Consider the following 21,689-nt stretch of genomic DNA (forward strand, 5'->3'; position numbering starts at 1 on the left):
GTCTTTAATGGCATCGGCAAGCGTGCTCAGGTAGGATTGATGCCTGATCTCTTTTTATCTTTTATGCAGTTAACGGAGTCGCTGTGTCGATGTTATGTCCATGTTGTAGTGGGGTGGAGTATAGCTTATGTTGCGGTCGCTGGCTAAGCGAGCTGCTGCTTCCCCCCGATCCAACCGCCTTAATGCGATCGCGCTATGTGGCCTATGTACAAAACCACGGAGAGTGGTTAGAACAAACCTGGCACCCTTCCAGCCGACCGGCAGGATTAGCCTTACATCTGGCACAAAATACTGACGCTATCCGTTGGCAGGGGCTGACAATACTAAGTAATGAATGGGCTAACAACGGCAATACGGGCTACGTTACATATTTTGCACGTTATACCGACACGCGACCCGGATTTATTTATGAACGTTCACGCTTTGTGTATGAAGATGGGCGTTGGTACTATGTCGACGGCACTTTTCCTGCACTACGTCGCAACGACCGCTGCCCGTGTGGTTCAGGCAAAAAAAATAAAAAATGTTGCGGTCAGTAACTCGCCGACAACAAGCAGAGTTTTTTCAACAGGATTATCAATGCAATGCAACAGCAAAACCTACAAAGAAAAGTTTTACGCACTATCTGCCCCGACGCGCGCGGACTGATCGCCCGAATAACTAACGTCTGTTTTAAGCATGAGCTGAATATCATTCAGAATAACGAGTTCGTAGACCACCGCACCGGGCGTTTCTTCATGCGCACCGAACTGGAGGGTATTTTTAACGATAAAACGCTACTGGCGGATCTGGACGGCGCGCTGCCTGAGGGATCGGTACGAGAATTACATCCCGCCGACCGGCGGCGGGTGGTCATTCTGGTCACTAAAGAAGCCCACTGCCTCGGCGACCTGCTGATGAAAAGTGAGTATGGTGGCCTTAATGTTGAAATCGCAGCAGTAGTCGGCAACCATGAAACGCTTCGCGCTCTGGTCGAGCGTTTTGATCTTCCATTTATTCTGGTAAGCCATGAAGGGCTTACTCGCGAGCAGCATGATAATAATATGGCCGCGGTGATTGAACGCTACGAACCAGATTACGTAATACTGGCAAAATACATGCGCGTACTCACGCCGGATTTCGTCCAGCGCTTTCCGAACAAAATTATCAATATCCACCACTCGTTTTTACCTGCTTTTATTGGCGCTCGCCCCTACCATCAGGCCTATGAGCGCGGGGTAAAAATAATTGGCGCCACCGCGCACTACGTTAACGATAACCTCGATGAAGGGCCGATTATTATGCAGGACGTGATTCACGTCGATCATAGCTATAGCGCAGAGGATATGATGCGCGCTGGACGGGATGTAGAAAAAAACGTGCTCAGCCGGGCGCTGTACCAGGTGCTGGCACAACGGGTTTTTGTCTACGGAAATCGCACCATCATTTTGTGATCCGCATGAGATCTTTTGCCCGATCCGGCTGGGGTTCGGGCAAAAAAAAAGCAACCGCAACGTTATATTTTTATAATGCTTTACAGGGCGTCAGCTTCTGATATTATGCGCCCCGCTTATAAGCGACAAGCAGGCCAATGGTGGGATTCCCGAGCGGCCAAAGGGAGCAGACTGTAAATCTGCCGTCACAGACTTCGAAGGTTCGAATCCTTCTCCCACCACCACTTCTTCCTCGTCGTTCATCACGCCCCCCACAAGCAGAAAAAATTACCTACTGAAAAGCTGATGCGGCTTCGGCCATATTTGTACCGTTTATCGAGGGATAACGGTGGATCAAACTTTCCCGTCCTGATCAGGTCTGATAACATCGCTGATTACTTATTCCCGGCTTAACAGACAGGGTTCTATGAAATTCATCTCTTTCAATATCAACGGGCTGCGTGCAAGACCACATCAACTTGCGGCCATTATTCAACAACATCAGCCGGATGTAATAGGTCTGCAGGAAACGAAAGTTCATGATGATATGTTCCCCCTAGAGGACGTTAAATCACTCGGCTACAACGTGTTTTATCACGGACAAAAAGGCCACTATGGCGTGGCACTACTGTGTAAAAATCAACCCGTTTCCGTGCAACGAGGTTTTCCGCTCGACGATGAAGAAGCTCAGCGGCGTCTGATCATGGCGGAAATCCCCAGCCCACTCGGCAATATCACGGTTATTAACGGCTACTTTCCGCAAGGCGAAAGCCGCGACCATCCGACAAAATTTCCGGCTAAAGAAAAATTCTACCGTGACCTTCAGGATTATCTTGAGCTTCAGCTGACGGCGGATAGCCCGGTGCTGATTATGGGCGATATGAATATCAGCAGCACCGACAGAGACATTGGTATTGGCGAAGAGAATCGCAAGCGGTGGCTGCGTACCGGAAAATGTTCATTTCTACCCGAGGAACGCGAATGGATGGACCGTCTGCTAGGCTGGGGACTCACTGATCTCTGGCGCGAGCAAAATCCGAATGTTAACGATCGTTTTTCATGGTTCGATTATCGTTCGAAAGGTTTCGACGATAATCGGGGCCTACGCATCGACTTGCTGCTGGCAAGCCGGGAACTGGCCTCACACTGTGTTGAAAGCGGTATTGATTACCAAATTCGCAGTATGGAGAAACCGTCTGATCACGCGCCGGTTTGGGCGACATTTAAGTTTAATTAAGTCTGAGCAGCCCGATCCAGGGCTGCAGCACCTCATCACTGCTTAAGCATTTTCCATATAAGATTATTTGTTCCCACCGAGCGTTCATCGCTTGCACATTGCAAAAGCACCCCTTCACTTTTGATCACCGACCCCTCACTGTAGTGCCGACTGTTGAAGCTACAGCAGCGCAGGCAAGAGGGCTGATTATTTTCTTTTTCCTGATTCCATGCCTGCGGCGGCATATCGACGATAACAGCGGCATGACCGCCACTGTAGAACATTTGTCCTGGGTTGGTGACATAGTAATGCGCCTGCCCGGCAAAAAGCGGTGTACTAAACACCATCAGACATGTGATCATAACTGTAAACACGGCTTTCATTATTCGACCTCCCTATCTTTATTCGTTCGGTTCTTGCTGGATTTATTTTTGCGCTCTGAGACAGGCAATCCCCCTCGGAATACCTCAAGTGAAGGACTCTGTTTGGCGTGATTAATTAGATGATTAAGGGTATCAACCAACGGCAGCATAAAATCCTGATAGCGGCACTGTTTTTCACTGATTCTGGTTAAGGTTGCTTCCCAGTGAGCGGTCATATCTGGTCGGGCGGCTATTTCTGGCAAAGCATGGATCAGCGCCCTGCCGGCTTCACTGGCGTGTATATAGCGCCCTTTCTTATACAGGAAGGTTCGCCGGAACAGTAACTCAATAATACCCGCGCGCGTCGCTTCCGTTCCTAATCCATCGGTCGCTCGCAGTATTTTCTTTAGATCTTTATCCTGCACAAAACGCGCGATACCAGTCATGGCAGAAAGTAACGTGGCGTCGGTGAAATGTCGCGGAGGCTGAGTCTGCTTCTCCACCACGTCAGCGCCCTCACAGTGTAACTCGTCACCTTTAGCCACGACCGGTAAAGGCATACCATCATTCTCCTCGTCCCGCTCTTTGCTTCCCAGTAAAGTCCGCCAGCCAGCCTCAGCCAGAAAGCGTGCTTTCGCTACGAATTTACCACCCGCAATATCAAGCTCGATACTGCATTTGCGAAACACGGCATCAGGCAAAAATTGCATCAGATACTGCCGGGCAACCAGTTGATAAATATCACGTTCGTTGTCATTCAGCTGGACTTTACCATTGCGCGCGGTGGGGATAATGGCATGATGAGCGTCGACTTTTCTATCATCCCAGCAGCGGTTTTTCCGGTCGCTGTCAAAGATTTCCGGTAGCGTCAGATCAGGTTGATGCGTTTGGATAGCACTAAGAACCGCGTGGCGCCCAGCGAAATGCTCATCCGGCAAATAACGACTGTCAGAACGCGGGTAGGTTATGAGCTTATGTGTTTCATACAAGCGTTGACAGGTATCAAGCACGACCTGAGCACTCAGACCATAGCGCTTTGCCGCTTCGATTTGCAGCACCGACAGTGAAAATGGCAGGGGTGCAACATCATTTTCACGCTTATCCTGATAGCCGGTGACCCGCGCTGGTTTTCCCGTGATGCAAGTCACCACGTGATCGGCCAGCGGCCGGTGGAGTAATCGCCCTTCCTCATCCTGATAAGGTTCACAGGATTCACTCGGCTGCCAGATGGCTACAAAACGCTCTTGCTGTAACGTTACGATATGGGCTTTTACCTCAAAGAAGGTTTTCGCAATGAAATTCTCTATTTCCTGGTCGCGTCGCACCACCAATCCCAGAACCGGCGTCTGAACGCGCCCCACCGATAGCACACCGTTATAGCCAGCATTGCGACCAAGAAGCGTCCAGGCGCGCGTCATGTTGATGCCATACAACCAATCCGCCCTTGCACGTGCCAGCGCTGAAACGCACAGCGGTATAAACTCTTTATTCAGCCTTAAGCGGTCTATCGCCCGCTCCACCGCCTGGGGATTAAGATCGTTAATCAGACAACGCTGGACCTGCTGACGCTTCTCTGGCGTCAATAACAGATAGTCCAACACCTCATCGACCAAAAGCTGACCTTCTCTGTCCGGGTCACCGGCGTGAACAATATCGCTAGCTTGCTCAAGCAGATGTTTGATGACATTAAGCTGTTTTGCAACTGACGGGCGTGGTTGCAGCTGCCACTTTTCCGGCACAATAGGCAGATCGGCAAGCGACCAGCGAGCAAACCGACTGTTGTAACTTTCCGGCCCCGCCTGCTCCAGTAAATGACCCACACACCAGGTGACTATCTGATCGCTGCCACAGGCTATGTAGCCGTCACAACGCTTGTGCGGCTTAGGTAAAACGTCGGCAATAGCACGGGCCAGGCTTGGTTTTTCGGCGATAAACAGGCGCATGTAGAGCGAAATTCCAATTCAGATAGGGGAGAAAAACGACAGCAGGGTCCACAGGTGTATCGTCTGGCCTGCCAACTTTTGACACGGTCACAATCAACGGCATCGGGACGCCGGTCAGGTCACTTTCAGACTCAACCGTCAGCAGTTGCCCGTCGATCATTAACGTGATGTTGCTCATTGTCATCAGCGAGTTATCCGTGACGCATCTTAACCCGTCTCACACCATAGCGTAAGCCTCATGACGATGTTATCTGGTCAGTTGCTCAATTACCCGCCTGACAGCGACAATGGCTTTAGAAACAGAGCAAAACGCCTCATCCGACCAATATTAATGGCATTTGCTCACTCAGAAATAGCTAACGAAAGGGGCTACATCAGGAGGCTGTGAGGAGCCAGATGCTTTCAACTGCGGCGTACCTAAGTAAAGAAAGCCAACAATGGCGTCCTGAGTCCGGCAGCCGAAAGCCTCTCTGATTTGTCGATCCTCCGTCCAGGCACCGCTGCGCCAGATACCATTAAATCCCTGAGCCAGCGCCGCCATCTGCATCGCCATTACCGCGCACCCCGCTGACACAACCTGCTCCCACTGCGGCACCTTAGGGTGCACTTCGCAATGTGCGACAACGGTGATAATCATTGGCGCACGAAAAGGCGCATTCCGCGCTTTTTCGATCGCTTTTTCGTCCTGATTTTGCTCCCGCGCCCGTAGCGCCAGCAGTTGGCTTAATCGCTCCAGTCCCTGATTTTCAACCACGATAAAACGCCACGGCTTTAGCGTGCCGTGGTCGGGTGCCCGCATTCCGGCCTGAATGATGTTATGTAATGCTTTTCCTGCTGGCGCGGGTGCAGCCAGTCTTGAAGCGGAGCGACGATTAATCAGTAATTCCAGTGCATCCATTAAAATCTCCTTATTGATGTTTATATTTCAAATCGTCACCCTAACACGCGGAATCATGAGGTGACAGCTCGCAGTAACAGCATAATTTGTTCTTGTAATCGCCGTTTTCTTACTGACATTTTCACTGCTGCTCTTTAGGATAGCAGCCTTTATTTATCCGCTTGTCGGCATTCCTGCATTATTACCACGACTATGGAGATCAAATGCGAACCTTATGGCGCATCATGGCGAATTTGTTCAAATGGGCATGGCGCCTGATCAATTTTATCAGGGAGTTTATCCTCAACCTGTTCCTGCTGCTGCTTGTTTTAGTCGGCGTCGGAGTCTGGATGCATATCAAAAATGCCAACCAACCGGTTGAGGTTCAGCAAGGAGCACTGAATCTCGATCTGGCTGGCGTAGTCGTGGATAAACCCGCAGTCACCAATACGCTCAGTAAGCTGGGTAGCCAGTTGCTCGGCGCCAGCAGCAGCCGTCTGAAAGAGAATCCCTTGTTTGATATCGTTGAAGCCATTCGTCAGGCAAAAACCGATAAGCACATCAGCGGCATCGTACTAAACCTACGCGATTTTGCCGGTGGTGATCAGCCCTCTCTTCAGTATATCGGTAAAGCGCTGCGTGAGTTTCGCGATAGCGGTAAGCCAATTTATGCTTACGGAGACAACTTCACCCAGGCACAGTACTATCTGGCCAGCTTTGCCAACAAAATCTATCTGTCACCGCATGGCAGCATCGATCTGCACGGTTTTGCAACGAATTCGCTTTATTACAAATCCCTGCTCGATAAGCTGAAAGTGAGTTCGTATGTTTTTCGCGTCGGAACGTATAAGTCCGCTGTTGAGCCGTTCCTGCGCGATGATATGTCGCCAGCGGCACGCGAAGCGGATACTCGCTGGATCGGGCAGCTGTGGCATAACTATGTTACTCAGATAGCCGCTAATCGCCAGATTACAGCTGAAGAGGTTTTCCCCGGCGCCCAGCAATTCATCGCCGCTTTACAGAAAAATGGTGGCGATATGGCGAAATACGCACTCGACGCCGGGCTGGTTGATGAGCTGGCCACGCCTGCAGAGGTTGATCAAAAGCTAATCAACGTTTTTGGCTGGGATAAGCAGACCAAAGATTATCACGCCACCAGCATTTATGATTACGCGCTGAAGAAACAGCCGACGAAAGGCAATATCGCCGTGATTTTCGCTGATGGTCCAATCGTTGATGGCGCTCAGACACCCGGAATGGTCGGTGGCGATACTACCGCTGCAGAAATCCGTTCTGCCCGCCTTGATGGCCATATCAAAGCCATCATTTTGCGGGTCAACAGTCCAGGTGGCAGCGTAACAGCGTCTGAAACTATCCGCGAGGAGCTGGCCGCAGCACGTGCAGCGGGTAAGCCAGTAGTGGTCTCAATGGGCGGCATGGCCGCGTCCGGTGGCTACTGGATTTCGACGCCAGCAAATTACATCATCGCCAGCCCCAGCACATTGACAGGTTCCATTGGTATTTTTGGCATTATTAACACCGTTGAAAAATCGCTCAGTACCCTTGGCGTTTATACTGACGGCGTCTCGACCTCCCCACTGGCCGATGTCTCTGTGACCAAAGCACTACCGCAGGAGGTGCAGCAGGTCATGCAGATAAGCATTGAAAACGGCTATAAAAACTTTATTGACCTGGTTGCAAAGTCGCGCAGAATGACGCCTGAACAGGTTGATACGATTGCTCAGGGCCGCGTCTGGACGGGCAGTGATGCCAAAGCAAATGGCCTGGTTGACGCACTCGGCGATTTTGATACTGCCGTTAGAAAGGCTGCTGAGCTGGCAAAAATTAATCAGCCTGAACTGCAGTGGTATCAGGATCAGCCCTCATTCGCCGACCTGGTATTTGGTCAGATGAATGCTCAGATACGCGCTGTTCTGCCAGAAACCTTGCAATCTGTGCTGCCAGCGCCGATGTATGACGTGATGAGCATGATGAAAAAACAGCCGGGCCTGTTCGATAAAATGAACGACCCGCAAAACCGCTATGCAATGTGCCTGACCTGCGGCGAGGTTCGCTGACGGCATCTTACCTTTCAGCCCGACTTGAGTCGGGCTGATTTACGTCTCTTTTCAACTTATAAACGGTCTGTCACCGCAATTCCGGACGAAACGATGCAAAAAAAATCTATTTATGTTGCCTATACCGGCGGAACAATCGGTATGCAACGATCTGAGAATGGCTACATTCCGGTTTCCGGTCACCTTCAACAGCAACTGGCGATGATGCCTGAGTTTCATCGTCCTGAAATGCCTGATTTCACCATTCATGAATACCAACCACTGATTGACTCATCGGACATGACGCCCCTGGACTGGCAGGCTATCGCAGATGATGTCGCCGCCAATTACGAGCGCTATGATGGCTTTGTTATCTTGCACGGTACCGATACAATGGCGTTCAGTGCATCAGCACTCTCTTTTATGCTGGAAAATCTCGCCAAACCGGTTATTGTGACAGGGTCACAAATACCCCTGGCTGAATTGCGCTCTGACGGCCAGCAGAACTTGCTGAATGCGCTTTTTGTCGCCGCTAACTATCCCATTAATGAAGTGACGCTGTTTTTCAATAACACGCTGTTTCGCGGTAATCGCACGACCAAAGCCCATGCCGACGGCTTTAATGCCTTCGCCTCTCCTAACCTGCCACCGCTGCTTGAAGCCGGGATCCATATTCGCCGCCTCAATACAGCCAGCATCACGCCAGGAAGGGGCGCGCTCCGGGTGCATCCAATCACGCCTCAGCCGATCGGCGTCGTAACTATCTACCCGGGGATCAGTGCAGATGTGGTGCGTAACTTCCTGCGCCAGCCGGTTAAGGCGCTGATATTGCGCTCGTACGGTGTCGGCAATGCTCCGCAGAATAATGAATTTTTGCAGGAGCTGGACCAGGCCAGCCAGCGTGGTATCGTCGTGGTTAATCTGACCCAGTGTATGTCCGGTAAGGTGAATATGGGAGGCTATGCCACCGGTAATGCCTTAGCCCACGCAGGAGTCATAAGCGGTACCGATATGACAGTGGAATCAGCGCTGACTAAGCTTCATTATTTGCTGAGTCAGGATCTGGAACCAGACGAGATCCGCCGCCTGATGCAAACCAACCTGCGCGGTGAGCTCACTTCAGAAGATTAAGCTGTGTATCGTCATCATGCCTTGATGTTGATAGATATTCAGAACGATTTTTGCCCCGGTGGCGCACTGGCGGTCCATAACGGCGATCGCGTTGTGCCGGTAGCGAATAACTGTATGGCGCCGTGGAATGCACACGGCGTGCTGGTCACCTGGCCAGGCCACAGGCAAATCAACGCGCTGATGGTGATGGAGTTGGCAACCGATTACTGCGTTAAATTCTCAGTACTCGATACTTTAGAAGCGGGTAACGCTATGAATCAAGCAGCAGGCTGTCGTGGCGTCAATCTGCATCTGAGGATAGCAAGCAGGCGCTGGCTGAAGTGAAAAAAATGGGGGCAAAACTGTGCTAAAAAGCGCAACAACATGCCGTTCCTTTGGACACAGTGGCTGGCAATTGTACGTGGGAGAATAATTACTGGAATTTGAGTCGGATAACATCCTCCTCTTGAGCAATGCCAAACTCGCTCTTCAACTGCTGTTTGCTTTTATTGACAATCTGGCCGTCGCGCCCAATGCTCATATGCTGCAGGTCGTCGTTATTTCGCGATTGCCAGAGCAGCACCAGTTGCAGGCTGTGCTCTTTCTGTTCTGCGGTTAGCGGCACGCCGTCTGCCCACTTACCGGTTTCAACTGCGGTTGCCAGACGCTGATACACTTCAGGCGTAATACTGCAAATCATTCTTTCAAGACTCATTTCTGCCACAACTACCCCCGGACGTTATTGCCTTCGTTATCCCTGAAACTTAGCGAAGCCGAATTGACACAATAGCGCTCTCCGCCCGGCTGTGGGCCATCCGGGAATACATGCCCCAGGTGTGAATCACAGGTATTGCAACGAATCTCGACACGAAGCATGCCGTGTGAAGTATCTTCCAGATAGCGAATTGCGTCGTCGCTGACAGGCTGATAAAAGCTTGGCCAGCCGCAGCCTGACTCATACTTCGTTTCTGACAAGAACAACGGCGCATTGCAAACCAAACAGTGGTATATGCCCTCATGTTTATTGTGCAGCAACTTGCCAGTAAACGGCGGTTCAGTACCTCGATTTTGCGTGACATGCCGTTGCATTTCCGTTAAATCAGGTTGTTGGGAAAGGCGTTGGGTATCATTAACCATGGTTCTCTTCTCAGTCAGGTATACTCTGTAAATACCAGCTATTATTCTAACAAATACTCAACAAAAATGGGCAAGTTTTACTGGTAGGACGGGTAGACTGAGCATCAGGTAGCCATTTCGTGAAGCAGATCACGCGTTTTACTTCACAGCCATTTATATTGGCGTTGACAGCACCCTATCGCGTCACAGATGTCGCTGTGGGGTCGGTATTCCAGGCAATTATTCCTGTCAGGACGATTGTTTTTTCGCAACCATTGACACGATTCCGCTTGACGCCTGGCAAGGATTTGGTGATCCTACAAACAATCTTTTATTCGCTAACATTCACTAACAAATAGCTGGTGGAATATATGACAATCAAAGTAGGTATTAACGGTTTTGGCCGAATCGGTCGCATCGTTTTTCGTGCTGCACAGCAGCGTTCTGACATCGAAATCGTCGCAATTAATGATCTGTTAGATGCCGATTACATGGCATACATGCTGAAATATGACTCCACTCACGGCCGTTTCGACGGTACTGTTGAGGTCAAGGACGGTGCACTGATCGTTAACGGTAAAAAAATCCGCGTTACCTCTGAAAAAGATCCGGCTAACCTGAAATGGAACGAAGTGGGTGTCGACGTTGTCGCCGAGGCAACAGGTATCTTCCTGACAGATGAAACCGCGCGTAAGCACCTGACCGCTGGCGCGAAAAAAGTGGTCCTGACTGGCCCCTCTAAAGATGATACCCCGATGTTCGTTCGCGGTGCTAACTTTGATAAATACGCTGGCCAGGACATTGTTTCTAATGCATCCTGCACCACCAACTGTCTGGCGCCGCTGGCCAAAGTTATCAACGATAAGTTTGGTATCGTTGAGGGTCTGATGACCACAGTACATGCGACTACTGCGACTCAGAAGACCGTTGACGGCCCTTCTCACAAAGATTGGCGTGGCGGCCGCGGTGCCTCTCAGAACATCATCCCGTCTTCAACCGGTGCAGCTAAAGCCGTTGGTAAAGTGCTGCCCGAACTGAATGGTAAGTTGACGGGTATGGCATTCCGCGTTCCGACCCCGAACGTTTCCGTTGTTGACCTGACCGCTCGTCTGGCTAAACCCGCGTCTTACAAAGAAATCTGTGCGGCGATCAAAGCCGCTGCTGAAGGCGAAATGAAAGGCGTACTGGGCTATGTTGAGGATGACGTAGTTTCTACCGATTTTAACGGCGAAGTACTGACTTCTGTTTTTGATGCCAAAGCTGGTATCGCCCTGAATGATAATTTTGTAAAACTGGTTTCCTGGTACGATAACGAAACAGGATACTCGAACAAAGTTCTTGACCTGATTGCCCTGGTTGCTGGCCGGTAATCAGATGACAGACTGAACCGTAAGGGCGACTATGATGGTCGCCCTTTTTTATTGCCAAACGCTTCGAGGAAGATCAAATCATGTCGGATAAACTCTTCTCACTGCCAGTGGTTGCACAAATATCTCCCTATATTTCACAGCGCCTACAGGGTGAAATTGAGATTCTGGTCATTAACCATCCGAAGGTGCGGGCAGCCGTTGCCTTACAAGGCGCACACCTGCTCGCCTGGCAACCGGCAGGCGAAAATCCGGTTATATGGCTTAGCGACAATTCATTCTGGCAAATAGGTCAAGCGATTAGAGGCGGTGTACCCATTTGCTGGCCCTGGTTCGGGCCGGCAGGCGAGCCGCCACACGGATTTGCCCGTAATTATGACTGGTCCCTTTCCGCTCATGATGAAAATAGTGACAGTGTAATGCTGACGCTGACGCTCGAAAGTAATGAGCAAACCAAAAAACTGTGGCCGCATGACTTTACGCTTTATGCACGCTTTCGCTTTAGTCAGCACTGCGAAATTGAACTTGAAGCCCACGGCGATTACGCCAGCACCGGCGCACTTCATAGCTATTTCCAGGTCGCAGATATTGTTGATGTTACCGTCTCCGGTCTGGGTCAACCCTACATTGATAAAGTTAAAGGTGCCAGCGATGGTCTGTCTCCTGAGGGTAAGCAGACCTATCCCGACCGTATTGACCGTATCTACACCAGGCCGGAAAACTACAGTACTATTGATGATCGAAGTGGGAACCGCGTAATTGAAATCTATCACCACCATCACAGCGACGTGGTGACCTGGAATCCGGGGCCGGCCTTGTCGGGCAGCATGAGCGATATGACAGCAAATGGCTATAAAACGATGGTTTGCGTCGAAACCGCGCATATATCCAGCCCAATGGTAAGCACCCCAGAGACACCCACACGGCTTGGAGCCACCTTCCGACTGCGCGAGAGATCCCGGTAGTATCGACGGTCAGGCAGCCGCATCACGTAAAAACTGGCGTAACACTTCCGGTTTCATCAAACAATATCTCGCGGCGGTGCGCTTAAGCCAGCATTAGCCGCAAGGTGTACCTCAAAGCTGACTTTTGGGATCGCCATCATGTCTCCGGTGCTGATACCCCTCACCGAACGCAGGGGAGCACCATAAAGGCGCATGCACGCCATCGTCGTTGCAGCGTTATGGGGCAACCGCATCATCAAAGGATTTCAAGGATGTCCGTTCATAGATTTGCCTTCAAATGCTTATCTACGTTTATCTCACTGTCGGGGTGGTTATAACGCGCTTATTCAGCCACCCGTTCAGGATTAGTAATGTAACTGTCATCCGGCTTACCCGCGCAACGTTTGCGGTGAATCGAATCATAAACGCTTGAGACATTGAAATATTAACGGTATCAAGTTTTACCATTTCAGACAGTAACAAGTCCCGATGTCAGACTAAATCTCACTGAATTCCATTACCGCTGCCCGACGATAAGCAACGCTGCTCATTACGCTCGGATGCTACTTGCGTTGAACTTCCATATCACCCTTACGGTGTCAATCTGAGCAAATTGCTGCATCGGACCGCTAAACATCAACAACCGGGAACTCAGATCATTTCTATAAAGATAATACTCATCAGAAATGACCCTAAAAATAGAATCCATTCGTTTAAAGTGAATAATCAGTGCGGAGAAATAACGGGGTTATCCACTGCAGTAGGGGGTTTCTCAGGAGGAAACCGATGCCTCCAGCATAAATAGATTAGCTAGCGGATACCGCAAAGCTGGCAACGGCTCTCAGCATAGGCATACTCATATTGAAATAGTTCATAACTTATTCACTTCAGTCATATAATCAGATGATTTAAACAATAAATAAGGTGCGCTATCACTCATTTTTTTAAAAAATTTCACATTCTGTAGCCAACTAACTGGTTACTTTAAAGCTAAAGTATTTTGTTATTGAATTCTCTTTGAAAATAAACCGGAACTCAGGAAATTTCGCGGATGCGAACTAGACTTTAATCTGAAGTGAAACCTAATATGCCTGGAGTAGCTAAAAACATTATGTCTTAAGCAAAATTATGCCAGGCTGGCATAAGGGTTGCTATAAACATTCAAGAATATCTTCCAGGAGCTGCCTTATCCTTTTATTGGCTTCTGGTCTCTGTACTAAAAACGAAAGGACGGGCATACCATGAATATATTCGATCACTATCGTCAGCGTTATGAAGCTGCCAAGGACGAAGAGTTCACATTGCAGGAGTTTCTTGCAGTATGTAAGCAAGATCGCAATGCATACGCCAATGCGGCGGAGAGACTATTAACGGCCATTGGTGAGCCCGTTATGGTCGACACAGCCCACGAACCTCGTCTTTCACGTCTGTTCTCTAACCGTGTTATTGCGCGTTATCCGGCTTTCGAAGAGTTCTACGGAATGGAGGAGGCGATTGAGCAAATCGTTTCCTACCTGAAACATGCTGCCCAGGGCCTTGAGGAAAAAAAGCAAATTCTCTATCTTTTAGGGCCGGTTGGTGGTGGTAAGTCATCCTTAGCTGAGCGACTGAAATCGCTGATGCAGCGCGTACCGATTTATCTACTCAGTGCCGATGGCGTACGCAGCCCGGTAAACGACCATCCCCTTTGCCTGTTCAATCCGCAGGAAGACGCTAACATCCTTGAAAAGGAATACGGAATACCGCGCCGCTATCTGGGTACCATCATGTCTCCCTGGGCGGCAAAGCGTCTGCATGAGTTTGGCGGCGACATCAGCCGCTTCAAAGTTGTGAAGGTCTGGCCATCTATTCTCCAACAACTGGCAATTGCAAAAACCGAGCCCGGCGATGAAAACAATCAGGATATCTCAGCGCTGGTAGGTAAAGTGGATATACGCCAGCTCGAAAATCATGCGCAAAACGATCCTGACGCCTATGGATATTCCGGCGCGCTGTGCCGTGCCAACCAGGGAATTATGGAGTTCGTCGAGATGTTCAAAGCACCCATCAAGGTGCTGCATCCGCTGCTAACAGCTACCCAGGAGGGTAATTACAACGGTACCGAGGGAATTTCCGCCCTGCCGTTTAACGGTATTATTCTGGCCCACTCCAATGAATCGGAATGGGTACAGTTTCGCAATAATAAAAACAACGAGGCGTTTCTTGACCGCGTTTACATCGTCAAAGTGCCTTATTGCCTGCGGGTTTCCGAAGAAATTAAGATTTATGAGAAGTTGCTTAATCATAGTGAGCTTACCCACGCGCCCTGCGCGCCGGGAACACTGGAATCACTCTCTCGCTTCTCGATACTGTCGCGCCTGAAAGAGCCAGAAAACTCCAGCATCTACTCCAAAATGCGTGTTTACGATGGCGAAAGTCTCAAAGATACCGACCCTAAGGCTAAATCTTATCAGGAGTATCGTGACTACTCGGGTGTTGACGAGGGTATGAATGGATTATCAACTCGCTTTGCTTTTAAGATCCTGTCACGGGTTTTCAACTTTGACCACGCAGAGGTCGCAGCCAATCCGGTACATCTGTTTTACGTCCTTGAGCAGCAGATAGAGCGAGAACAATTTCCACAGGAGCTGGCTGAGAAATATCTTGAACACCTTAAAGGTCATCTGATACCTAAATACGCTGAATTTATTGGTAAAGAAATTCAGACTGCCTATCTGGAATCCTATTCTGAATATGGTCAAAACATATTTGACCGCTATGTGACCTACGCTGACTTTTGGATTCAGGACCAGGAATACCGTGATCCCGATACGGGCCAGCTGTTTAACCGTGAGGCACTAAACGCAGAACTGGAGAAAATTGAGAAACCTGCGGGTATCAGTAATCCCAAAGATTTCAGAAATGAAATCGTTAACTTTGTCCTGCGTGCGAGAGCACAAAATAATGGCCGCAATCCTAACTGGACCAGCTACGAGAAGCTGCGCACAGTCATTGAGAAGAAAATGTTCTCTAATACTGAAGAACTCTTACCAGTCATTTCATTCAATGCTAAAACCTCGACGGATGAGCAGAAGAAACATGATGATTTCGTAGACCGTATGATGGAAAAAGGATATACCCGAAAACAGGTTCGCTTGCTATGTGAATGGTATCTGCGCGTACGGAAATCTTCCTGATATCAGTAATACCGAGTGCATAAGCGGGGTCAGATTTATCTGACCCCATGCCAGTAAGTTTGGGGGATATATGACTTATTTCATCGATCGGCGCCTTAACGGTAAAAATAAAAGCGCAGTTAACCGCCAGCGCTTCATACGACGCTATCGTGCTCAAATCAAGCAGTCAATTTCCGAGGCCATTAATAGACGTTCGGTTACCGACGTTGAGAGCGGCGAGTCCGTTTCCATCCCTATCGAGGACATCAATGAACCCATGTTTCATCAGGGCCGCGGTGGCGAGCGACATCGGGTTCATCCAGGGAATGACCACTTTGTACAAAACGATCGTGTCGAGCGACCGCAAGGGGGCGGTGGTGGTGGTGGCGGACAAGGTGAAGCCAGCAAGGATGGCGAAGGACAGGACGAGTTTGTCTTTAAAATCTCAAAAGATGAATATCTCGATTTACTTTTTGAAGATCTCGCTCTGCCTAATCTAAAAAAAAATCAGCAACGCCAGATCAATGAATATAAAACGCATCGCGCCGGTTATACCTCAAAAGGCGTACCCGCCAACATTAGTGTAGTTCGTTCGCTGCAAAACTCGCTGGCCCGACGCACGGTGATGACCGCGGGTAAAAAGCGCATGCTGCATGAACTTGAGGAAGCGCTGGCAAAGGTTATAAAAGCAGTGCCGGCACAGCTGTCAGAAGAAGAACGCCTGCGTAAAGAGATCACCGAACTTAAAACGCGCATTGCGCGGACACCCTTTATCGATACTTTCGATCTGCGCTATAAAAATTTTGAAAAGCGGCCTGAACCTTCAAGCCGGGCAGTGATGTTCTGTCTGATGGACGTATCCGGCTCAATGGATCAGACAACCAAAGATATGGCAAAGCGATTTTATCTTTTGCTTTATCTGTTTCTCAGCCGCACCTATCAAAACGTGGAGGTGGTCTATATCCGCCACCATACCCAGGCTAAGGAGGTCGATGAGCAGGAGTTTTTCTATTCGCAGGAAACCGGCGGCACTATCGTCTCCAGCGCCTTAAAGCTGATGGATGAATTGATAAAAGCGCGCTATGATCCGCAGCAGTGGAATATTTATGCCGCTCAGGCGTCAGATGGCGATAACTGGGCAGATGATTCTCCCCTTTGCCACCAGATCCTGGCAAAAAACATTTTGCCCATCGTGCGCTACTACAGCTACATTGAGATTACCCGCCGTGCGCATCAAACCCTGTGGCGCGAATACGAACATCTGCAGGCGATGTTTGATAACTTTGCCCTCCAGCATATTCGTGAACCCGAAGACATCTATCCGGTTTTCAGAGAACTGTTTCATCAGCAGGCTGAAAAAAATTATTGATATGTCAGGCCGGATACTGGCTGTCCGGCCTCGTGACTGCCAGAGTTGAACGCCGCCTGAGTCACACCGATTAAAAAACGGCTGCCCTTAGCCTTTTTTGGCATATCATTTTCTTAGAAAAACGCTATTTTTGTCTCACTTTATTATTTATCTCTTTCACTACGATTAAATCAAGTTAACATTGTTGATTACATCGGTATTACAACTCAGTACTGCCCGGAAAAACTCGCAGGAGATCTCACCTTGGAAGCCAGTGCCATTTACAGCGTTTTTATCATTGGTTCGGTGCTGGTGGCTTCCAGCATTTTACTGAGCTCATTCTCATCGCGACTAGGCATTCCGATTCTGGTTATCTTTCTCGCGTTGGGAATGCTGGCTGGTGTCGACGGCATTGGCGGCATAGTCTTTGATAATTATCCCGTCGCCTATATGGTCAGTAACCTGGCGTTAGCCATCATTTTGCTGGATGGCGGCATGCGTACCCAAGCAAGCTCATTCAAGGTCGCACTGTGGCCAGCACTATCGCTAGCCACCGTTGGTGTACTGATCACTACTGGCTTAACCGGTATGGCCGCAGCATGGCTATTCCACCTGGATCTGATTGAAGGCTTTTTAATCGGCGCCATCATTGGCTCAACGGATGCGGCGGCGGTATTTTCTCTACTGGGGGGCAAGGGGCTTAACGAACGTGTTAATGCCACGCTTGAAATCGAATCCGGTAGCAATGACCCTATGGCCGTATTTCTGACCATTACCCTGATAGACATGATCCAACGAGGGCAGACCGGCCTGGATTGGATGTTTTTTGTTCATCTTGTTCAGGAGTTTGGCCTCGGCATTGCTCTGGGTCTGGGCGGTGGATGGCTACTATTGCAGATGATTAACCGCTTTAACCTGGCGAGCGGGCTTTATCCCCTGCTGGCAGTCAGCGGTGGCATCCTAATTTTTTCCTTTACTACGGCCATCGAGGGCAGTGGTATCCTTGCGGTTTATCTGTGCGGCTTTGTGCTGGGAAACCAGCCAATACGCAACCGCTACGGCATTTTGCAAATCTTCGACGGTATGTCCTGGCTCAGCCAGATTGGTATGTTCCTGGTGCTTGGCTTGCTGGTTACCCCATCCAACCTTTGGCACATCGCCATTCCGGCGATGCTACTCTCTCTCTGGCTTATTATCGTTGCTCGTCCACTGTCTATCTTGGTCGGATTACTGCCCTTTCGTGGCTTCAATATCCGAGAAAGAATCTTTATAAGCTGGGTAGGACTGCGTGGCGCGGTGCCAATCATCCTCGCGGTCTTTCCGATGATGGCGGGACTGAGTCATGCCGCGCTAATATTTGATATTGCGTTTTTTGTCGTACTGGTATCGCTGATGGTACAGGGAACCTCTCTCAGCTTTGCCGCCAGTAAGGCGAAAGTTATCGTACCGCCAACTGCCTCACCCATTTCACGCATCGGGCTGGATATTCATCCACAAAATCCCTGGGAGCAGCTGGTTTATCAGCTCAGTGCTGATAAATGGTGTGTTGGTGCCGCACTGCGTGATCTACACATGCCGCGCGAAACGCGTATTGCCGCGCTGTTTCGCAATAACGTGCTGCTTCATCCGACCGGTAACACCCGACTAAGAGAAGGTGACATCATTTGCGTAATAGGTCGGGAACGAGACCTGCCGGCGCTCGGTAAGCTGTTTAGTCAGTCGCCTCCAGTATCGCTTGATCAGCGCTTCTTTGGCGACTTTATTCTTGAGGCAGATGCGCTGCTGCGGGATGTCGCACAAATTTACGGTCTGACGCTGGATGAGCACGTTGATGGCCAACAAACGCTTGGCAACCTGGTATTGACGATGCTGGGCGCAGCACCAGTGGTCGGTGATCAGATTGAATGGAATAATTTACTCTGGACCGTGGCAGAAAAAGAAGAAAATCAGATAGTAAAAGTCGGGATCCGCGTCCCGGAAGAATAACGCTGAATACGTGTTCGGTTTGACCGGTCAATAAAAGCACAGTCACTGACGGCCTCATTCCCTGCTGCCCGAACCGCAATCTGTCTGGGAGGAACCTGAAACTTGCGTTGCCGTCAGGACGGGAAAGGGGAAGATAAGCAAGGGTATTAATCATTAGGATAAATATTACACCGGCAGGATATTAAAACCCCCCGCCGAAATTATTTTCAGAGAAAAACATCAATACTGGCATTGTTAACTTTGCTCATCGTCTCCGCTCTATTTTTCATGTTTATTTTTAATATTTTTTCTCTATGCAGTTGATTAGTTGATCATTACCAGGAAGTAATGCTGATAAACTTTATTATACGCCATTATTATCCTGAATAGCGCGTTTGCTTCTCACCAGATTCATTGCATCCTTAGCAAAAGCGTGTGGACATTCGCGCGCCAGCCTTTCTTTTTTATCTTCATCGTTCTACCCTTAGCCCTTCTGTTTAGTTTTTACCACCGGGTTTACATGCAAAAATTCACCCTGTTATTGCTTACGTTGATCCTGTTTGGTCCGCTGGGTATTGATCTCTATCTGCCAGTGCTGCCAGAAATTGCCACTGGTCTTGGTGCGCCAATCTCTCTGATGCAATTAACCATCCCTCTGTTCCTGCTGATCATGGGCCTGGGACAACTCGTCGCGGGCCCACTGGTGGATAATTTCGGCCGTAAGCCGATCGCGCTGTTGGGCATTGCACTTTATCTGGCAGGTAGCGTACTGGCCGCCAGCGTAACGAGCTGGCCGCTTTTTTTTCTGGCTCGGGTGATACAGGGCTGTGCCGTATGTTGCACCGCAGTGGTTTCATTCAGCGGCGTACGCGATCGGCTTGAAGGAGAAGACGCGGCACGCGCCTACAGCTTTCTTAATGCCGCCCTGAATATCGTCCCGGCACTGGCTCCGCTGCTGGGTGGATTGCTTAGTGCCAGCTTTGGCTGGCGTGCCCCCTTCTGGCTTCTCAGTCTCTATGCACTGGTTATCGGGATGCTGATGGTGTTTTTGCTGCCGGAAACCAAACCGCCAGGAACGCTGCGATCGCGGGGAATTCCCTTACGCCAGTACGGTTTGATTATCAAACGTCCCGAGTTTCTGGCTTTTGCCGCCGCCAATGCCGGTGTGATGGGCATGGTGCTGACCTATGTCTCTCTCGCACCCGAAGTACTGATGAATCAGGGTAAACTTTCGCCGCTGCAATTCTCTTTTGCTTTCGGCGCTAACGGTTTCTGGATCATGTTCTTCAGCATACTCGTTAACAAGATGATCCGAAAAGTTGGCCGCCCAGCTTGCTTACTCGCCGGCAGCCTTGCTCAGCTCTGCGCTGCGCTAATTTTGTTAGCCGAATTCAGCCTGCTACCAGCTGAAACGCAGAGCGCCTGGTATTGCTATATGCTCCCGGTTGTTATCGCCTGTGCCGGTCTTGCCTGGACCGTTGGACCGGCAACCAGCTATGCGCTGGAACCCTGGCCACAACAGGCAGGGGTCGCCTCGGCGTTAATGGGCTTTATACAAATGGCCGGGGGCGCATCGGTTGGCATGCTGATCATGGCATTACCGCTAAACGAAAAAAACGCGCTGATGTTGATGATGTTATTGGGTACACTGCTTTGCGCACTGGCATGGCGAATGAGCAAAAAAATGCGCGGTACGATCACCTCGTTGTAACTGTCAGTTGGCAACGACCACCGGCACTCGCGGTGCCAGCGCACACATCAGCTCGTATCCCACCGTGCCAGCGGCTTGGGCTATATCATCAATTCTGATGTTATTGCCCCATAGCTCCACGCGCGTACCAATATGCACCTCGGGGCATGGCGTGAGATCGATGGCGAGCATATCCATCGAGATAGCGCCGACCGTGCAGGTTCGCACGCCGTCAACATAAACCGGGGTGCCGGTCGGTGCATGGCGGGGATAGCCATCTGCATAACCACAAGCGACAATGCCAATCCGTTGTTCTCTACTCGTCTGATAGCGGCGACCATAGCCAACCGTCTCGCCAGAACGCAGGTTTTGTATTCCAATAATTTCGCTTTGAAGCGACATCGCTGGCCGCAGGCCAGTGCTGGCTATATCCTGCCAGCGACCGCTTGGCGAGGCACCATATAAAATAATACCGGGCCTGACCCAATCACGGCGACTATGAGGATGCCAGAGAGTGGCCGCCGAATTCGCCAGCGACCATGATGAGACAATATCTTTTGCCGCCAACTCTATGCGACGCAGTGGCTCCTGGATACCCTCAGGCTCTTCCGCACAGGCAAAATGCGACATCAGGGTTATCTCGCCGACATTGTCTGAATTACGAAGCTTGTGCCAGGCATTGTTAACCTGCTCCGGCTGGAAACCAAGCCGATTCATCCCGCTGTTAACTTTGAGATAAATATCTAACGGCGCGGAAAGCGTGGCCTGCGCCAACGCCTGAATCTGCCAGTTGCTATGCACGCAGGTCGTCAGCCGGTAGCGATCAAGGGTTTCCAGCTCCTCGGGAGAGAAAAAACCCTCCAGCAGCAGGATGGGCTTTTTCCAGCCCTTTTCACGTAGCAGGATCGCCTCTTCCAGGTTCAACAGCGCAAAACCATCGGTATCGCGCAGGCTTTGCCAGATACGCTCCAGACCATGACCGTAACCATTAGCTTTTACCACGGACCAAATCTGAGATTCCGATGCCACCTGACGAATGATGGACAAATTGTGTCGCAATGCATCGCTGTGAATAGTTGCAACAATAGGACGAGCCATTTTTCCTCCTTTCACTCAGTGGCGTTGAT

General features: G+C 50.1%; 18 protein-coding genes, 1 tRNA gene and 1 pseudogene. 13 read left to right on the forward strand and 7 right to left on the reverse strand.

The window, feature by feature from the left end:
- The first annotated feature begins 83 nt into the window (after window positions 1–83).
- The 4 genes from BM191_RS11780 (at window position 84) to xthA (ending at window position 2,649) form a co-directional block, all read left to right on the forward strand.
- Entirely contained in the window at window positions 84–539 is a 456-nt protein-coding gene (locus tag BM191_RS11780) for a YchJ family metal-binding protein (RefSeq protein ID WP_092878407.1), read from the forward strand.
- Between the two features lie 45 nt (window positions 540–584).
- Complete coding sequence (gene purU / locus BM191_RS11785) at window positions 585–1,433, forward strand: formyltetrahydrofolate deformylase (protein ID WP_092878409.1); 849 nt, start codon at window positions 585–587, stop codon at window positions 1,431–1,433.
- Between the two features lie 139 nt (window positions 1,434–1,572).
- Window positions 1,573–1,657, forward strand: a tRNA-Tyr gene (locus BM191_RS11790).
- A gap of 182 nt (window positions 1,658–1,839) precedes the next feature.
- Window positions 1,840–2,649, forward strand: a complete 810-nt coding sequence (gene xthA / locus BM191_RS11795) for an exodeoxyribonuclease III (protein WP_092878411.1) — start codon at window positions 1,840–1,842, stop codon at window positions 2,647–2,649.
- Window positions 2,650–2,684: 35 nt separating this feature from the next.
- On the opposite strand, the gene BM191_RS11800 is transcribed toward xthA, so the two are convergent.
- From BM191_RS11800 to BM191_RS11810, 3 genes are all read right to left on the reverse strand, one after another.
- Window positions 2,685–3,011: a DUF1496 domain-containing protein gene (locus BM191_RS11800; protein WP_230479583.1), complete on the reverse strand. Its 327-nt coding sequence runs from the start codon at window positions 3,009–3,011 to the stop codon at window positions 2,685–2,687.
- Window positions 3,011–4,933, reverse strand: coding sequence for a DNA topoisomerase III (locus tag BM191_RS11805; RefSeq protein ID WP_092878413.1), 1,923 nt, complete (start codon window positions 4,931–4,933; stop codon window positions 3,011–3,013). Before BM191_RS11805 ends, BM191_RS11800 begins: the two co-directional genes overlap by 1 nt.
- Window positions 4,934–5,279: 346 nt before the next feature.
- Window positions 5,280–5,831, reverse strand: a complete 552-nt coding sequence (locus tag BM191_RS11810) for an NAD(P)H nitroreductase (protein WP_092878415.1) — start codon at window positions 5,829–5,831, stop codon at window positions 5,280–5,282.
- A gap of 203 nt (window positions 5,832–6,034) precedes the next feature.
- On the opposite strand from BM191_RS11810, the gene sppA reads away from it, so the two are divergent.
- From sppA to BM191_RS11825, 3 genes and pseudogenes are all read left to right on the forward strand, one after another.
- Entirely contained in the window at window positions 6,035–7,888 is a 1,854-nt protein-coding gene (gene sppA, locus BM191_RS11815) for a signal peptide peptidase SppA (protein ID WP_092878417.1), read from the forward strand.
- Between the two features lie 93 nt (window positions 7,889–7,981).
- The gene (gene ansA / locus BM191_RS11820) at window positions 7,982–8,998 is read left to right on the forward strand and encodes an asparaginase (RefSeq protein ID WP_092878419.1); all 1,017 of its coding nucleotides are present in this window, start codon (window positions 7,982–7,984) and stop codon (window positions 8,996–8,998) included.
- 24 nt (window positions 8,999–9,022) lie between these two features.
- A pseudogene (locus BM191_RS11825) lies at window positions 9,023–9,348 on the forward strand (hypothetical protein).
- A 62-nt stretch (window positions 9,349–9,410) separates the two neighbouring features.
- Here the strand turns inward: BM191_RS11825 and BM191_RS11830 are convergent.
- Together BM191_RS11830 and msrB are read right to left on the reverse strand one after the other, a co-directional pair.
- Window positions 9,411–9,692, reverse strand: coding sequence for a YeaC family protein (locus BM191_RS11830; RefSeq protein WP_092878608.1), 282 nt, complete (start codon window positions 9,690–9,692; stop codon window positions 9,411–9,413).
- An 11-nt stretch (window positions 9,693–9,703) separates the two neighbouring features.
- Window positions 9,704–10,114: a peptide-methionine (R)-S-oxide reductase MsrB gene (gene msrB / locus BM191_RS11835; protein WP_092878421.1), complete on the reverse strand. Its 411-nt coding sequence runs from the start codon at window positions 10,112–10,114 to the stop codon at window positions 9,704–9,706.
- A 350-nt stretch (window positions 10,115–10,464) separates the two neighbouring features.
- Between msrB and gapA the strand changes: the two genes are divergently transcribed.
- Together gapA and BM191_RS11845 are read left to right on the forward strand one after the other, a co-directional pair.
- Window positions 10,465–11,463, forward strand: coding sequence for a glyceraldehyde-3-phosphate dehydrogenase (gapA, locus tag BM191_RS11840; RefSeq protein ID WP_092878423.1), 999 nt, complete (start codon window positions 10,465–10,467; stop codon window positions 11,461–11,463).
- A gap of 80 nt (window positions 11,464–11,543) precedes the next feature.
- Entirely contained in the window at window positions 11,544–12,425 is an 882-nt protein-coding gene (locus tag BM191_RS11845) for a D-hexose-6-phosphate mutarotase (RefSeq protein ID WP_092878425.1), read from the forward strand.
- Between the two features lie 56 nt (window positions 12,426–12,481).
- On the opposite strand, the gene BM191_RS11850 is transcribed toward BM191_RS11845, so the two are convergent.
- Complete coding sequence (locus tag BM191_RS11850; protein WP_092878427.1) at window positions 12,482–12,661, reverse strand: hypothetical protein; 180 nt, start codon at window positions 12,659–12,661, stop codon at window positions 12,482–12,484.
- A gap of 984 nt (window positions 12,662–13,645) precedes the next feature.
- Here BM191_RS11850 and yeaG point away from each other — a divergent pair.
- The 4 genes from yeaG to BM191_RS11870 all read left to right on the forward strand — a co-directional run bounded on the left by yeaG (window position 13,646) and on the right by BM191_RS11870 (window position 20,583).
- A complete protein-coding gene (gene yeaG, locus BM191_RS11855) occupies window positions 13,646–15,580 on the forward strand; it encodes a protein kinase YeaG (RefSeq protein WP_092878429.1) in 1,935 nt (644 codons plus the stop codon).
- A 70-nt stretch (window positions 15,581–15,650) separates the two neighbouring features.
- Window positions 15,651–16,928 (forward strand): YeaH/YhbH family protein, encoded by a 1,278-nt coding sequence (locus BM191_RS11860; protein WP_092878430.1) that lies wholly within the window; start codon window positions 15,651–15,653, stop codon window positions 16,926–16,928.
- Window positions 16,929–17,171: 243 nt separating this feature from the next.
- On the forward strand, window positions 17,172–18,893 hold the full coding sequence (locus tag BM191_RS11865) for a potassium/proton antiporter (protein WP_092878432.1): 1,722 nt from the start codon (window positions 17,172–17,174) through the stop codon (window positions 18,891–18,893).
- A gap of 499 nt (window positions 18,894–19,392) precedes the next feature.
- The gene (locus BM191_RS11870; RefSeq protein WP_092878434.1) at window positions 19,393–20,583 is read left to right on the forward strand and encodes a multidrug effflux MFS transporter; all 1,191 of its coding nucleotides are present in this window, start codon (window positions 19,393–19,395) and stop codon (window positions 20,581–20,583) included.
- A 3-nt stretch (window positions 20,584–20,586) separates the two neighbouring features.
- On the opposite strand, the gene dadX is transcribed toward BM191_RS11870, so the two are convergent.
- Entirely contained in the window at window positions 20,587–21,660 is a 1,074-nt protein-coding gene (dadX, locus tag BM191_RS11875; protein WP_092878436.1) for a catabolic alanine racemase DadX, read from the reverse strand.
- Window positions 21,661–21,689 lie beyond the last annotated feature (29 nt).

This window comes from Izhakiella capsodis (assembly GCF_900115045.1).
GTDB classification, from domain to species: Bacteria; Pseudomonadota; Gammaproteobacteria; order Enterobacterales; family Enterobacteriaceae; genus Izhakiella; species Izhakiella capsodis.